This window comes from Oceanimonas sp. CAM02 (assembly GCF_032842915.1).
Classification (GTDB): Bacteria; Pseudomonadota; Gammaproteobacteria; order Enterobacterales; family Aeromonadaceae; genus Oceanimonas; species Oceanimonas smirnovii.
The window spans coordinates 68,295-82,715 of the sequence record NZ_JAWJBK010000004.1 but is presented as its reverse complement, the minus strand read 5'-3'; the positions used below and the strand labels follow the sequence as shown (position 1 = coordinate 82,715).

The 14,421-nt window shown below is 59.8% G+C and carries 16 protein-coding genes; 10 read left to right on the top strand and 6 right to left on the bottom strand.

From position 1 onward, the window contains the following. The first annotated feature begins 14 nt into the window (after positions 1-14). Positions 15-920 (top strand): ChaN family lipoprotein, encoded by a 906-nt coding sequence (locus R0I78_RS00725; protein ID WP_317073940.1) that lies wholly within the window; start codon positions 15-17, stop codon positions 918-920. On the opposite strand, the gene R0I78_RS00720 is transcribed toward R0I78_RS00725, so the two are convergent. Beyond that, positions 921-2,285 (bottom strand): GGDEF domain-containing protein, encoded by a 1,365-nt coding sequence (locus tag R0I78_RS00720; protein ID WP_317073939.1) that lies wholly within the window; start codon positions 2,283-2,285, stop codon positions 921-923. A gap of 122 nt (positions 2,286-2,407) precedes the next feature. Between R0I78_RS00720 and R0I78_RS00715 the strand changes: the two genes are divergently transcribed. The 3 genes from R0I78_RS00715 (at position 2,408) to R0I78_RS00705 (ending at position 4,995) form a co-directional block, all read left to right on the top strand. After that, positions 2,408-2,740, top strand: coding sequence for a DMT family transporter (locus tag R0I78_RS00715; RefSeq protein ID WP_019933478.1), 333 nt, complete (start codon positions 2,408-2,410; stop codon positions 2,738-2,740). Between the two features lies 1 nt (position 2,741). Then, positions 2,742-3,452: a glycerophosphoryl diester phosphodiesterase gene (locus tag R0I78_RS00710; RefSeq protein ID WP_317073938.1), complete on the top strand. Its 711-nt coding sequence runs from the start codon at positions 2,742-2,744 to the stop codon at positions 3,450-3,452. Positions 3,453-3,612: 160 nt separating this feature from the next. Continuing rightward, positions 3,613-4,995, top strand: coding sequence for a DEAD/DEAH box helicase (locus tag R0I78_RS00705; protein ID WP_317073937.1), 1,383 nt, complete (start codon positions 3,613-3,615; stop codon positions 4,993-4,995). A 65-nt stretch (positions 4,996-5,060) separates the two neighbouring features. Here the strand turns inward: R0I78_RS00705 and R0I78_RS00700 are convergent, their stop codons facing one another. The 5 genes from R0I78_RS00700 to R0I78_RS00680 all read right to left on the bottom strand — a co-directional run bounded on the left by R0I78_RS00700 (position 5,061) and on the right by R0I78_RS00680 (position 9,898). Further along, positions 5,061-6,227, bottom strand: coding sequence for a benzoate/H(+) symporter BenE family transporter (locus R0I78_RS00700; RefSeq protein ID WP_317073936.1), 1,167 nt, complete (start codon positions 6,225-6,227; stop codon positions 5,061-5,063). A 53-nt stretch (positions 6,228-6,280) separates the two neighbouring features. Beyond that, on the bottom strand, positions 6,281-6,715 hold the full coding sequence (locus tag R0I78_RS00695) for an HPP family protein (protein WP_019933473.1): 435 nt from the start codon (positions 6,713-6,715) through the stop codon (positions 6,281-6,283). Positions 6,716-6,853: 138 nt separating this feature from the next. Next, positions 6,854-7,390, bottom strand: a complete 537-nt coding sequence (gene hutZ, locus R0I78_RS00690) for a heme utilization protein HutZ (protein WP_317073935.1) — start codon at positions 7,388-7,390, stop codon at positions 6,854-6,856. Continuing rightward, positions 7,383-7,886, bottom strand: a complete 504-nt coding sequence (gene hutX / locus R0I78_RS00685) for a heme utilization cystosolic carrier protein HutX (RefSeq protein WP_317073934.1) — start codon at positions 7,884-7,886, stop codon at positions 7,383-7,385. The genes hutZ and hutX overlap by 8 nt, the downstream gene beginning before the upstream one ends. A 17-nt stretch (positions 7,887-7,903) precedes the next feature. After that, positions 7,904-9,898: a TonB-dependent hemoglobin/transferrin/lactoferrin family receptor gene (locus R0I78_RS00680; RefSeq protein ID WP_317073933.1), complete on the bottom strand. Its 1,995-nt coding sequence runs from the start codon at positions 9,896-9,898 to the stop codon at positions 7,904-7,906. A gap of 152 nt (positions 9,899-10,050) precedes the next feature. On the opposite strand from R0I78_RS00680, the gene R0I78_RS00675 reads away from it, so the two are divergent. Genes R0I78_RS00675 through R0I78_RS00650 form a run of 6 tightly spaced genes read left to right on the top strand, consistent with a single transcriptional unit; the run spans position 10,051 to position 14,381 of the window. Next, positions 10,051-10,746 (top strand): energy transducer TonB, encoded by a 696-nt coding sequence (locus R0I78_RS00675; RefSeq protein WP_317073932.1) that lies wholly within the window; start codon positions 10,051-10,053, stop codon positions 10,744-10,746. 3 nt (positions 10,747-10,749) lie between these two features. After that, positions 10,750-11,370: a MotA/TolQ/ExbB proton channel family protein gene (locus R0I78_RS00670; RefSeq protein ID WP_019933467.1), complete on the top strand. Its 621-nt coding sequence runs from the start codon at positions 10,750-10,752 to the stop codon at positions 11,368-11,370. Next, the gene (locus tag R0I78_RS00665) at positions 11,367-11,789 is read left to right on the top strand and encodes an ExbD/TolR family protein (RefSeq protein WP_019933466.1); all 423 of its coding nucleotides are present in this window, start codon (positions 11,367-11,369) and stop codon (positions 11,787-11,789) included. The genes R0I78_RS00670 and R0I78_RS00665 overlap by 4 nt, the downstream gene beginning before the upstream one ends. Further along, positions 11,789-12,613, top strand: coding sequence for a hemin ABC transporter substrate-binding protein (locus R0I78_RS00660; RefSeq protein ID WP_317073931.1), 825 nt, complete (start codon positions 11,789-11,791; stop codon positions 12,611-12,613). The genes R0I78_RS00665 and R0I78_RS00660 overlap by 1 nt, the downstream gene beginning before the upstream one ends. Next, positions 12,610-13,617 (top strand): iron ABC transporter permease, encoded by a 1,008-nt coding sequence (locus R0I78_RS00655; RefSeq protein WP_317073930.1) that lies wholly within the window; start codon positions 12,610-12,612, stop codon positions 13,615-13,617. The genes R0I78_RS00660 and R0I78_RS00655 overlap by 4 nt, the downstream gene beginning before the upstream one ends. Further along, positions 13,614-14,381 (top strand): heme ABC transporter ATP-binding protein, encoded by a 768-nt coding sequence (locus R0I78_RS00650; protein ID WP_317073929.1) that lies wholly within the window; start codon positions 13,614-13,616, stop codon positions 14,379-14,381. Before R0I78_RS00655 ends, R0I78_RS00650 begins: the two co-directional genes overlap by 4 nt. Positions 14,382-14,421: the final 40 nt, after the last annotated feature.

Genomic DNA, 14,421 nt, shown 5'->3' with positions numbered 1-14,421 from the left:
TAAAAGGCCCGCTTATGCGATATATCAGTATGCTGCTCTGCACTCTGCTGCTGGCCGGCTGCCAGGCTCAGCCTCAGGCGGCCGATACCCTGTACGACTATCAACTGCTGGACGATAAGGGCCGGCCGTTAAGCGTGGCAGAAGCGGCGCAAAGGCTGACCGATGCCGATGTGATTATGGTGGGCGAGCTGCACGGTCACACAGGTGTACACCGTTTTCAGGCAGAACTGCTGGCGGCGCTGCTGAACCAGCCCCGGCCGATGGCACTGGCCATGGAGCAATTCACCCGTGATCACCAGCCTGAGGTAAATGCCTATCTTGCCGGCAAGATAGGCGAAGATGCCTTTATTGAACAAGCCAACGCCTGGCCTTCCTACCGCCATGATTACCGGCCGCTGGTGGAGCTGGCAAAAGCAGCCGGCATTGAGGTGATTGCCGCCAATGCGCCGCGTAATATTGTGCGCTGCATTGGCAAACTGGGGCCGGATTATCTGAACCGCTTGCCCGATAATGAGCGAGGCTGGGTAGCAAAACAGCTGACCCTGGACGAAGATGACTACAAAATACGCTTTATGGCCACCCGCTTTCACGGTCATGCTCCGAGCGAAAATCAGTTTGCGGCACAAACCAGCTGGGATGACACCATGGCCGAAAGCATGGCGTTATATCTGGCCGAGCACCCCAAGCACAAAATCATGCTGACCGTGGGCCGCTTTCATATTGCCGATGGCCTGGGTACGGCCCAGCGGCTGCAACAGCGCATGCCCGGAGTGAAAATGGCGCTGATTTACCCTGTACTTCCCGATGAAGCCCGGCCGGCAGCACCCTTGTGGTCTTTACAAGTGCAGGCCCTGCCCGCCCCCCGCCTGGCAGGCGAGCCATTGCCGGCCATTAACATGGCTCCCCCCGATTGCCGTTAATCAATCGGCGGCAATGCAACGGTTGCGGCCTTCGGCCTTGGCACGATAGAGGGCGTCATCGGCCCGGTTAATCAGCTGAGCATAGTCGGGGTGGCCGTCAAAGGTGGCCACGCCGCCACTGATGGTCACCTTCAGTACCTGCTGCTCTTCCAGCTCCAGCTCGCTGTTCATCAGTTTTTCGCGAATTTTCTCCGCTACTTTCAACGCGTTTTTGGCATCGGCTTCTACCAATACCACCAGCAGCTCTTCACCGCCATAACGAAAACAGAAGTCGCTGCTGCGAATATTGCCGGCCACCAGCCCCGCTACCTGCTGCAGCACCAGATCGCCCCCCTGGTGGCCGTGATTATCGTTAATGGACTTGAAATGGTCCACATCGAACAGCACCACAGAAAAAGTGCCGCCACCGCGCATGGCTAGGCGCACTTCCCGGTTCAGTACCGCCGGCAAAAAACGCCGGTCCAGCAACCGGGTCAGGGTGTCGCGGCCATGCTCAAGTTCAATAAAACGATCAAACAGCGTACTCAGCAGATAAGACACGGATCGCAGCTGTTGCTGCAGTGCCGCCATGTTTTCTGCAAGCTGTGTCCGCTGCTCCAGCCCCCCTTCCAGTGCCGGCAACTGCTGCTCATCTATCTGATTGAGAATGCGCTCTATTTTTTCAAGCTCGGGCGCGCTCTCAAATACCGACATCGCCTGATGATAAAACCAGAGGCCAAACTCCGACTGGCGCAGCGGCTGCAACGGCATGCCAAGCTGGTGCAGACTGAACATCAGCTCCTGGCTCCAGTCAAGCAGGGAAGCCCGTTGCCGCTCCCGTTCCACCGACAGGTTCATGCCCAGATTGTGCAGCCGGTAGGCTTCTGCTGCCCGGCTCTTGATATCCGATTTGGAAGCAAATGCCAGATTCATCAACTCCAGGGAAAGGTCAATCACTTCTATCAGATAAGTGCCTGCCTGCAGCCATTGCTCTGGCTCATGCCACTGCTGAGTAACGTATTCAAGCAAACGTTTTTTATGCAGCCGGGCACCAGCCGATACCAAATTAACAGGCAGATTAATGCGAGCATGTACCCGGCCTACCTCAAACTGACGCTCCACGGCATCATCTACCTGGGCAAGTTCCTGCACCGAAAACACCTGCTCCAGCCAGCGGGTCATGGAGGCGGTCAGCTGCCGGTTTACCTGCTCATGCTCAAGAAAACGGCGGGCATCGGGCAGAACCATCATTTGCTGATAGAAATTCAGCGCCAGCTCCCGGCTGTGAGCCTGCACCAATTTGTATATGTCATGACGCAGCGCTGGTGCATAGTCTGTAAGAATTTGCCGCCACTGGGATCGGCCGTAATCGAGAGGATTTATCATAAACAAACACAACGCAGAAAGTAGGAAACCGGTTCAGTAAAGCAAGGCGAACCTTACTCCGCGGTCAGTTTACGATAAACTCGGGCATATTAACCGTTTCTTTTGTAACTGAACCAAAACCTATGAATGCATATTTGCTGCTGACCCTGGCCATCGTGGCCGAAGTGGTGGCCACCACCGCCCTGAAGGCCGCCGCCGGTTTTACCCGGCCTGGTCCCTCCCTGCTGGTAGTCATGGGTTATGGTCTGGCGTTCTGGCTGCTGGGGCTGGTGGTGAAAACCGTGCCGGTGGGGGTGGCCTATGCCATCTGGTCCGGGGCCGGTATCGTACTGGTAACTCTGCTGGCGATATTATTTTACCGCCAGCTGCCGGACCTGGCCGCCGTGCTTGGCATGGGGCTGATTATTGCCGGCGTAGCGGTAATACAACTGTGGTCTGACACTGGCGGGCATTAATATGAAACTATGCGGACATCGCGGCGTGGCAGCGCTGGCACCGGAAAATACCCTGGCCGGCCTGCGTGCTGCTCACAGGCTCGGGCTTGAATGGGTGGAAATTGACGTACAGCTCAGCCAGGACGACGAAGTGGTGGTAATCCACGATCAAACCGTTAACCGCTGCAGCAATGGCCGTGGACAGGTACGCGAGCTGGCATGGCAGGAGCTGGCCCGGCTGGATGCCAGTGGCTGGTTTGGCCCTGCGTTTGCCGGCGAGCCCATTCCCCGGCTGGCGGACTACTTGGCGCTGGCAAATACCTTGGGCATGAAGGTAAATATTGAACTGAAAATTCATGGCGGTGATGATGCCGCCCAGCTGAGCCGGCGGGTGAGCGAGGTGGTTAACGAGCAGCAAACGCCTGCCGGCACCCTGCTGTTCTCCAGCTTTGAACCGACCTGCCTGGCCCACCTGCAGCTACTGGCCCCCGCCATTGCCCGCGGCCTGCTGGTGGAGCGCCTGCCCCGCGACTGGCATGCTCAATTACAGCGGCTTGGCTGCACCGCCCTGCACTGCAATCATAAATACCTGACTCAGTCTCAGGCGAAAACAATCAAAGCCGCCGGTTTTTCTCTGCACTGCTACACCGTAAACGAGGTGGCCCGCATGCATACCCTGGCCGACTGGGGCGTGGATATGATTTTTACCGATGATCCGCGCGGGTACAGCTGACAGACGCCACCGATGTTGCCCGAAGCAGCAGTGGGGATGGCCGTAGCCGACCGGCAAGTGCGCTTTTTATGGCTTTTGCCGCTTTTCTGTTATCATGCCGGCACTTTGCCCACCGGCAATCCCTCAATCGTCCGCCAGGACCTTGTTAGTTCGGAGTCTCATGTCATTTGCTTCCCTCGGTCTGAACGATAACCTCGTTCAAGCCATTAACGAATGTGGCTACACCCAGCCGACCCCCATTCAGCAACAGGCCATTCCGCTGGTTCTGAAGGGCGGTGACCTTCTCGCCGGCGCTCAGACCGGCACCGGCAAAACCGCCGGTTTTGGCCTGCCCATGCTGCAGCGCCTGAGTGAAACCAAGGCCCGCCCCCTGGCCAACGGCCGGGCACCGGTTCGCGCTCTGGTGCTCACCCCCACCCGTGAGCTGGCCGCTCAGGTGGAAGAAAACCTGCGCGCCTATGCCAAACACACCGGCCTGCGCACCCTGGTAATGTTCGGCGGCGTCAGCATCAACCCGCAAATGAAGGCCTTGGGCCGCAAGGTTGATATCGTGGTGGCCACTCCGGGCCGGCTGCTGGATCATGTGTCCCAGCGTTCCATCGATCTCTCCCGGGTGGAAATGCTGGTACTGGACGAAGCCGACCGCATGCTCGACATGGGCTTTATTCGCGACATTCGCCGCATTCTGGCACTGCTGCCCAAACAACGGCAGAACCTGCTGTTTTCCGCCACCTTCTCCGACGAGATCAAGGCGCTGGCGGAAGATCTGCTGCACCAGCCCGAGCACATTGAAGTGGCCCGCCGCAACGCCACCGCCGAAACCATTTCCCAGCGTTTCTTTGAAGTGGACAAGGGCCGCAAGCGCGCCCTGCTCAGCTACCACATTGGCCATCACAACTGGCGTCAGGTGCTGGTGTTTACCCGCACCAAGCACGGTGCCAACCGCCTGGCCGAGCAGCTGGGCAAGGACGGCCTGCCGGCCATGGCTATTCACGGCAACAAGAGCCAGGGTGCCCGCACCAAGGCCCTGAGCGAGTTCAAGAGCGGCGGCATTCGCGTGCTGGTGGCCACCGATATTGCCGCCCGCGGCATCGACATCAGCGAGCTGCCCCATGTGGTCAACTATGAGCTGCCCCATGTGGCGGAAGACTATGTGCACCGCATTGGCCGCACCGGCCGGGCCGGCAGCGACGGCGAAGCCCTGTCGCTGGTCAGTGCCGAGGAAAAACCGCTGCTGAAGGCCATTGAAAAGCTGATCAAGCAGACTGCTGAACTGGAGCAGGTGCCCGGCTTTGAACCGGATCCCAATGCGCCCAAAACGCCTCTGGAGCCTCGCGGTGGCAACCGCGGCCGCAATGGTGGCGGCCAGCGGTCTGGCGGCCAGCGCAACGGTGGCCAACGCAATGGCCAGCGTGCCGGTGGCGGCCGTAATGGTGGTCAGCGCTCTGGTCAGCGCAGTGATGGCAACCGCAGCGGCAATGGCGACGGCCAGCGTACCGGCGCACCCCGCCGCCGTTCACGGCCGCAGGCCGCGGGTCAGTGAACAGGGACTGGGGATTAGTGATTTGAAAATGCCCGGCTAACGCCGGGCTTTTTTACTTCCCGCCTCTAGCTTACGGCTTCCAGCTTTCTTTTGCGGCTGTTCAGCCAGTGCACACCGCCGCCAATCACCAGCCCCCAGAAGGCGCTGCCAATGCCCAGCAAAGACACGCCCGACGCCGTGACCATAAAGGTGAGCAGGGCCGCGTCCCGTTCCTGCTCGTCCCGCAATGCCACCGTTAAACTGTTGCCAATGGTGCCAAGCAGCGCCAGCCCGGCAATGGCCATGATGAGCTCTTTGGGCAGGGCCGCAAACAGCGACACCACAGTAGCGGCAAACAGCCCCATCAGAATATAAAACAGGCCGGCCCAGAGCGTGGCCCTGTAGCGCCGCTCGGGGGCAGCATCCACCTCCGGCCCCATGCAGATGGCGGCGCTGATCGCCGCCAGGTTAAAGGCAAAACCGCCAAAGGGGGCCAGCAATACCCCGGCCAGGCCGGTCACACTCACCAGCGGCGAGGCCGGCACGTTATAGCCGTGGGCGCGCAACACCGCCACCCCGGGCACATTCTGGGACGCCATGGTCACCATAAACAGCGGCAGGCCCACGCCGATCAGGCTGGCGAAGCTGAAGGTGGGCCACATCAGCACCGGGCCGGCAACTTGCCAGTCTAGCCGCTCCGGATGCATCAGCCCCTGCCCTGCCGCCAGCGCCAGCCCGGCCAGTAGACACAAGGGGATCACATAGCGGGACAGCCGCCGGCGCAGCGCCAGGTACACCGCCAGCATGGCAATCACCAGTACCGGTGCCGTCTGCACCGACACGAACAGGTCCAGGCCAAAGTTAAGCAGCACGCCGCCCAGCATGGCTGCCGCCAGTCCGCCGGGCAGCAACCGCATAATATGATCAAACCAGCCGGTCAGGCCGCACACCAGCAGCAGCGCCGAGCTGAACAGAAAAACCCCCACCGCCTCGCTCATGGGCAAACCGGCCAGGGCCGTCACCAGCAGGGCCGCACCGGGGGTGGACCAAGCGGTCAGCACCGGCTGGCGGTAACGCAGGGTCAGCAGCAGGGTGGTCAGCCCCGAGCCCAGCCCCAGCGCCCACATCCAGGAGCTGGTCTGAGCCTGGCTGGCACCGGCGGACGCAGCAGCCTGAAAAATAATGGCAGCCGAGCTGCTGTAGCCGACCAGCACCGCAATAAAGCCGGCGGAAAGGTGAGACAGGCTGAACATGAAAGACTCCAAAAAAAGCGCAGCCAGGCTGCGCTTTGTTCAACAAACAATCATTACTGCTGCGCTTTAAGCAGCTCGGCACACAAGCGCACAAAGTCAGACGAAGTGACCATGCCCTGCAGCCGGCCTTCTTCATCCACCACCGTCAGGCAGCCGTGCTTGTTGCTGAGAAAGAAGTCCACCACTTCGGTAAGCGGCGCCTGCACATCCACGCTTTCCAGATCATTATCCAGAATTTCCATGACCCGGCACTGGCGCTCCCGTCTGTCCAGAGCACTGACCCCATAGTCGGAAAGCAGGCCCATAATGGTAGCAATCATGCGTTTTTGAGTCAGAACTCCCAGCAATTTGCCGGTGAGCGGATCCACCACCGGAATATGCCGGATACTTTTTTCACGCATTAAATCATGGGCGTCTTTCAGGGTCGCGGTCTGATCCAGAGTCAGCAGCTCCCGGGTCATGATGTCGCCAACACATTCTAAAGCCATGAGAAACTTCCTTTTTTCATATTTATCATCATCACTCATAGTATGAGCCCTGTTTTGGCACAGTGCTGCGCCGCTTGCAACAAAAACAAAAAGCCCGCAGGCAAAATGCATGCGGGCTGTTAACGGCGCGAAACTATATTACTGATTCGCCGCCATGGGTTTGTGGCCGTCAGTCAGGTGCAGTACATCCACCAGATCGTCTCCGCTTACCGCAAAGGCCTGGCCAAAACCTTTTACAAACAGACCTTTGATGGGCACCAGACGAAACAGATGAAAGTCTGCCAGGTTTGCCAGGCCGGTTACCGTCTCGCCATGACGCTCGGTGAGAGCATCAACCCCCAGCTGCCAGGCGTCGGTGTTGCGCGCTATCCGCTCCGGGGTGGCATCAAAGGTCAGGCGCTTGCGGGCAAACAGAGTGCGGCTGTCCTGCTCGTCTTCCACCATCATCAGCGACACTTTCGGATTGGCCAGCAGGTTGCGGGCATGGCGGGCCATTTCGCTGATCAGAATGTAATAACCGTCTTCACGCAGGGCAAACGGCGCATAGCTGACATTGGGCTGCCCTTCGGCATCCACGGTGGCCAGCAGCAGGGTTTTCATTCGATCCCGAAACTCGCGAATTTCCGGCTCCAGACGCCCCTGCAGACGGGCCTGTTTTTCCACCTGATCAACCATGTTGCAACTCCTTCAGTGCCTGAAAAGCGGCCACCTGTTCAGGGAACAGCGTCCCCTTGTCATCGCGGCCCAGATAAATTTTAAAAATGCAGTGGCCTGCCTCATTGTAAAACACAATGGCGTGAGCCTCTTTGCCCCGGTGCGGCTTGCTCTGCAGGGCAATATGACAAATGGCATCCAGTTTAAGGTGACCATGCAGCTCGCTGGGGGCACCAAACAGGTTGTAGTAACCATAGCCAATGCGGCCTCTGGGCAGGGGAGCCTTTACCTCAAAAACAGAGCCGGACACTTCAATAATGGTGGTCACCGGCCCCCACTCCGCCACCTGCTCCAGCACAGTTTGAGCATGCCGGCCGGCCAGCGGGCAGACCATGTTCGCCGGCAGACATTGCATCACTCGCCACTCGCTGGTGTTCAGCCGGCGGGCCATTTCCACCGGGCGCAGGGCCGGCTCGGCGGCCAGCAGGGCGCTGACACTTTCTTTCAGCTCCGACATGGATAACTCCTTGAATATTAGAAGCGGTACAGGGCGCTCAGCTTGATATTACGTCCGGGCTCATACAGCTCACTGAAAGCACGGCGGTAATAACGATCGGTCAGGTTATCTGCGGTCAAAGCCAGCTCCAGCCCGCTTAATGCTCCCCGGGCATACCAGCTGGCACCCACATCCAGCAGGGTGTAGTTGCTGTAATCTCTGTCTTCAAATTGTACCGAGCCGGCATATGTTAACCGGGCACCCAGCCTTAACTGGCTATCCAGCAACCAGTAGCCGGCATGAGCCACCCATTTGTCGGCGGGAATGCCTTCCAGTGCCTTGCCGGTAGCCTTGTCTCTGCCGAGGGTGCGGCCGTAAGAAAGGCCCAGCTCCAGATCCCGCCAGTCATAGTCAATGGCCAGCTCCCCTCCCTGCAGCTCAGCATCCTGCACATTGTCATAACGGGTTTCAAACACCCTGTTGGCAAAGTCCATGATAATTTGCTGTTCAATAAAGTCTTTCACCTCATTCCGGAACAGGCTGGCGTTCAGCCTGAGCCTGTCCTCGCCCGTCAGCACACCATCAAAGCTTGCCCGGACAATCAGCTCCTTGTTGGCCGCTTTTTCCGGGCGCAGCTCAGGGTTGGGCACAAAGACATTGGTTCCCATCGGACCCAGGGAGAAATGCGTTCCTGTGGTGTACAGCTCTTCGCTGGTAGGTGCTCTGAACGCCTCGTCATAACGGGCAATCAGTTCCAGCCAGCCGGTGGCCTGCCAGCTCAGCGCCAGCGATTTGGACAGCTCGCTTTCGCTGCGCTTTGAACCGGCAAGATTCTTGGCCTCGGTCTGAAAATGGTCGTAACGCAAAGCCGGCAGCAGGGTCCAGGCCCCGGACAAGGGCAGCTCAGCCTGCACAAAGCTGCCCACCACCTCGGAACGGCCATCTGCTGGTATAGGACGATTAGTACCTTGCCGGTAGCCCCGGCTTTTATCCTGATAGCCGTCCAGTCCGTAGGTGAGTTTACCCCACTCCAGCCGGGAGCGGTTTACCAGACTGAGCCCCAGAGTGCGATAGTCAGTATGATCACGCTGGTTTTGTGCCACACGAAACTCATCCACTTCGGAGCGGTTGTGGTACAGCGTCAGATCCAGATCCACCAGCCCGGAGGCCGGGTTCAGCTGATAATCCAGCACAGTACTCTGAACGGTCGATTCCCGATCCACCAGCGGACTGCTGGTATTCACATTGGTTTCAGGATTACCGGGCACCGAACCGATGGTTTCACTCTGGCGGTGACTCAGGCTAAAGCGCTGAGTATCGTCCGGCTGCCAGCCAAGCTTGATCAGCCCGCCCTGACCACGCTCGGCGGAATAGGCAAGGCTGCGATCATCGCCCAGACGAACATCGTTCTGATCCCGGTAATAGCCGTTCAGCAGCAGATCAAACTGCTCACCGGCACCATAAATAGCAGCACTGGTACGGTTTTGATCTGCCGCCGTGCCATGACCCTGCCTGATATAGCCACCCACACTCTGGCCACCGTTCAGCAAATCCCGCCCGTCCTGAGTGGTCTGCGCCACCACGCCGCCAATGGCACCACTGCCCCACAGGCTGCCGGCCGGACCTTTAATAACATCAATCTGCTTGAGCAGCTCGGGATCCAGCTGATAGGTGCCTTTGTGTCCGGCCACAAAGTTCTGCCGGGCACCGTCTACCAACTGCAGCACCCGGGTACCTTCAAGACCACGAATAACCGGTTTTTGATTACTTCCCCGCGGGCCACCGCCAATATCAATATTGGGCTGGTATTTAAGTGCGTCAGCCACACTGTCGGGTTGCTGTTGCTCCAGTTGCTGACGAGTGATAACAGCGGCGCTGTACTTGCTGCTGCTCAGGGTAGAATTATCGCGGCTGGCCTGGACCAGCACTTCCTCCAGCTCACTGCTGCCGACAGCCGTTGCCGGTGCTGACAACGCCAATCCCAGAGCCAGCGCTATCAGCGACGGCTTACTTATCACATCGTTATGCTTCACCTGGCACTCCCCGCCTATTGGGTTTTAAGATGGTGGCGAGATTAATGAAACAGTTTTCTAAATGCAACCAATTATCATTTCAATAGACATTGCCATAAAAATCCGTATGCTGTGGCTGTGATATTTTTGTACTGTTTTTTTGAGGATGGATTGTGAGCCTTAAACGCTATGGCGTCTTTGTTGTTTGTTCTCTGTTGCTTCATGGGCTGCTGGCTCAGGCAATGGAGCGCAATCCCATGGAAATTGCGCTGGCACCGGCTGAAAACCCGGGCCCCATCAGCGTTAAAATGATGCCCACCGTGACCAGGCCAGCTCCCCCTGAGCCCGCGCCACCCAAGCCGGAACCGAAACCAGAGCCAAAACCCAAGCCTGAGCCGGCCAAGCCAAAGCCGGAACCGAAACCCGAGCCCAAGCCTAAGCCCAAACCCAAGCCAAAACCTGTGCCCAAACCTGAGCCAGCGCCCAAGCCTGAGCCAGCGCCCGGGCCTGCTCCCAAGCCGGCACCGGCCCCCGAGCCGGTCAAACAGGCTCCCAGGGAGCAGCCCCAGCAAACCAAAAACAGTGCGCCCAAGCGCATTGAAAAGCCGAGCTTTAAGACCCGGCCCTCGCCCATTGCCTACCCGGTGCAGGCGCGCCGGCGTGGCCTGGAGGGCACAGTGGTGGTTGAGGTATGGCTGGACGAGCAGGGCAAGCAAACCAAACGTGTTCTGGCACGCTCTTCCGGCGTGAATGTGCTCGACAAGGCGGCCATTAAAGCCATCGCCAAATGGCGGTTTTCTGCTTATATAGAAAACGGCCGGGCCCTGGCTCACCGCGTACAGATCCCCATTCGTTTCAAACTGGACTAAATCATGGCGTTTATTAATCAACTGCATCAACAACTGGGCCTGATGAGCTGGCCCCTGATCATCTGCTCTGTCATTACTCTGGCCATCTGGCTGGAGCGGGGTCTGACCCTGCTGTGGATAAGCCTGCGCGGCGAGCAGGAAAAACGCCGTCTGCGCAGCCAGGGCAACACCTATCCCGGCAAGGATGAAAAAGCCCCTGCCTCCGTCATGCTGCAGGGCTGCCGGTTGCTGATACAACACCAGGAATGCTCTAAAGCCATTCGGGAAGATCTGGCCGCGGTCTGGCTGCAGCAACAGCGCCGCCGTCTGCATGCCGGCTTGCGGGTACTGACTCTGGTGGGGGTTATCAGCCCGCTGCTGGGCCTGCTGGGTACCGTGCTTGGCCTGATTGAGATGTTCAGAAGCATCGGTGAGAGCGGCGGCCCCGTTACACCGGCGCTGCTGGCCGACGGTCTGGGCCTGGCCATGAGCACCACCGCCGCCGGCCTGCTGATTGCCCTGCCGGCCATTGCCGGTGCCCAGCTGTTCGGGCTCTGGGCCGATCGTCTGCTTGACCGCCTGACCCACGAGCTGAACCGCTGCAACCTGCATCTGGAAGGACTGGGGCTGGGAGGTCGCTCATGATCAAAAGCCCGGAGGCGAGCCAGTCGGCCTGGCGCGCCATGACCCCCGACATCACTCCCCTGCTCGATATCATTTTTATCGTGCTGGTGTTTTTGCTGCTCACCGCCAATATTCCGCTGCAGTCTCTGGAAGTGGACTTGCCCAAAACCGACAGCGAGGCGCTGTCTGCCGTGCTGGATGAAAAGAGCATCACCATCAATCTGCTGGCGGGCAGCCCGGCCTGGGCGCTGCAGGGGGAAAAATATGAAGACTGGGCCACCTTCAGGCCGGTGCTGGAAAGCCAGGTAGAAGCGCTGAAAAAAGCGGATCTGATACTGGCCTCGGACGGTGCTGTGACCGTGGACAATATGATGAAGCTGCTGGCCTTTTTGCAGGAGCATGAAATTCAGGCCACTGAAATTCTGATGGAGGAAGAATAATGAAAGCCCTGCTGCTTGCCCCTCTGTTACTACTGGCCGGCACGGCGGCGGCCGATAGTGAACGCGTACTCAGCGCCGGCAGCAGCGTGACCGAGCTGATCCTGGCGCTCAATGCCGAGAACAAGCTGGTGGCCACCGACAGCACCAGCGTGCTGCCTGATGGGCTGACCCTGCCCAGGCTGGGTTATCATCGTCAGCTCAGCGCCGAAGGCATGCTGTCTGCCGAACCGGACCTGGTGGTGGGCAGTGCGGAAATGGGCCCGGATGATGCCCTGGCGCTGGTGGCGCGCGCCGGCGTAACCGTGGAAAAACTGCCAGAGGCCCTGACAGTGGAAGCGCTGCAGCACAATATTACTCGCCTGGGTGAGCTGCTGGACAGGCAAGCCGACGCCGGTGCCCTGCACCAACAGGTGCAGCAACAGGCCGAGGCACTCAAGCAGGGTGCCAATGGCAAAAGCGCGGTATTTTTGCTGCTGGGCGACGGCAATAACATTCAGGTCGCCGGGCGTAACAGCCTGGCCGACAGCCTGATCACCCTTGCCGGCGGAAAAAACCCGGCCACCGGGCTTGAAGGCTATAAACCGGTGGCCATGGAAGCCCTGGTGACCATGCAACCCGAAGTCATACTGGTAAGCCGCCGGCACCTTGACCAGCAAGGCACTACCGCCGAGCTGCTGCGCCGTTTTCCGCTGCTGGCTCAAACCCCGGCCGCCAAACAAAATGCCATCGTGGCCATTAACGGCCGGGCGCTGATCGGCGGCCTGGGCCTGTCTACTCTGAGTGAGGCCGAGCGCCTGCACCGGGAGTGGTTCGCCAAACCATGATGCGCCACCCTGCCCTGTTTCCTGCTCTGCTTGCTCTGCTGGTGGCCACCGGGATCAGCTCGCTGGCCACCGGCCCCATGGCCCTGAACTGGGGCAGCCTCACTCAGTTAAGCCAGACCGAACAACTGGTATTACTGCATATTCGCCTGCCGCGCACCCTGCTATGTCTTGCGGTGGGGGCCACCCTGGCCATGTGCGGTGCCGTGATGCAGGGCCTGTTTCGCAACCCGCTGGCAGATCCCGGTATTATCGGTGTATCCAGTGGTGCTGCGCTGGGGGCGGCCCTGTCCATGGTGCTGCTGGCACCGCTGTCGGCCACCCTGCCCGCCTGGCTGGGTGCCGGCCTGACCTCCTTTATGGCCTTTGGCGGCGGCCTTGTTACCACACTGGTGATTTACCGCCTGTCGCGCACCTCCCAGGGCACCTCGGTAGGTGTGCTGCTGCTGGCGGGGGTGGCCATTGGTGCTCTGGCCGGCGGTGTTCTGGGGCTGATGAACTACCTGGCCGATGACGAAACCTTGCGGGATCTCACTTTATGGCAAATGGGCTCTCTGGCCCAAAGCAGTGTGCCCCAGCTGGTGCTGGTGTGCGCCACCGCTCTGATTCTGGTGCTGCTGCTGGGCCGTCAGGCCACGGCGCTCAACGCCCTGGCACTGGGCGAAGCGGAAGCCCGCCATCTGGGCATTGAGGTGCAGCGGCTTAAGCGCCAGCTGGTGCTGATCACCGCGCTGGCGGTGGGCATTTGCGTGGCCGCCGTGGGCATTATCGGCTTTGTGGGGCTGGTGGTGCCTCACCTGGTGCGGCTGATTTCAGGTCCGGATCATCGCAGCCTGCTGCCGCTGTCGGCACTGCTAGGTGCCTGGTTGCTGCTGCTGGCCGATATGCTGGCCCGCACTGTGGCCGCCCCGGCAGAAATGCCCGTGGGCATCGTCACCGCCCTGCTGGGCGCGCCTTTCTTCCTGTGGCTGCTACTGAAACAAAAACGAGGGGTGGGCCTGGCATGACGACACCTCCCCTGCAGATCCACGGCCTGTCGTTGTCGGTCAACCGCCGCCCGTTGCTGAGCGACATTGAGCTTGAGCTTGAAGCCGGCCGGGTTACCGTGCTGATCGGCCCCAACGGGGCCGGCAAAAGCACCCTGTTTCGTGCCATTGCCGGTGAAATGAAGCATGAGGGCGAGCTGCGCCTGTTTGGCCGCCCGCGGGCGCAATGGCACCAGCGGGAGCTGGCCCGCCGGCTGGCGGTGCTGCCCCAGCAGTCCGGCCTGATGTTTCCGTTTTTGGCCCATGAGGTGGTGGCCATGGGGCGCATTCCTCACGATACCCTGAACCGGGAAAACGAACGCATAGTGGAAGCCTGCATGCAGCAGGCCAATGTATGGCACCTGAAGGAGGCCGCCTACCCCCGGCTGTCCGGCGGTGAAAAGCAGCGGGTACACTTTGCCCGTGTGCTGGCTCAGCTGGCCGGCGGCCCCGGGCAGCAACTGCTGTTGCTGGACGAGCCTACCTCGGCGTTGGATCTGGGCCAGCAGCACGGCCTGCTGGGAGAGGCCCGGCAACTGGCCGCCGAGGGTACCGCCGTGCTGGTGATCGTACACGATCTCAATCTGGCGGCCCGCTATGGTGATCAATTGGTGCTGATGCACGATGGCCGCATCGACTGCAGCGGCAAGCCTGAGCAGGTACTCACTCCCGAGCGGGTGGAAAAACACTTTGGCTACCGGGCTCAGCTGCTGCAAAGCCCCGATGGACATGCCGTGCTGGTGTAAAAAGAATAAACCATGCTATAAGCAAAGCGTCCAATCACCG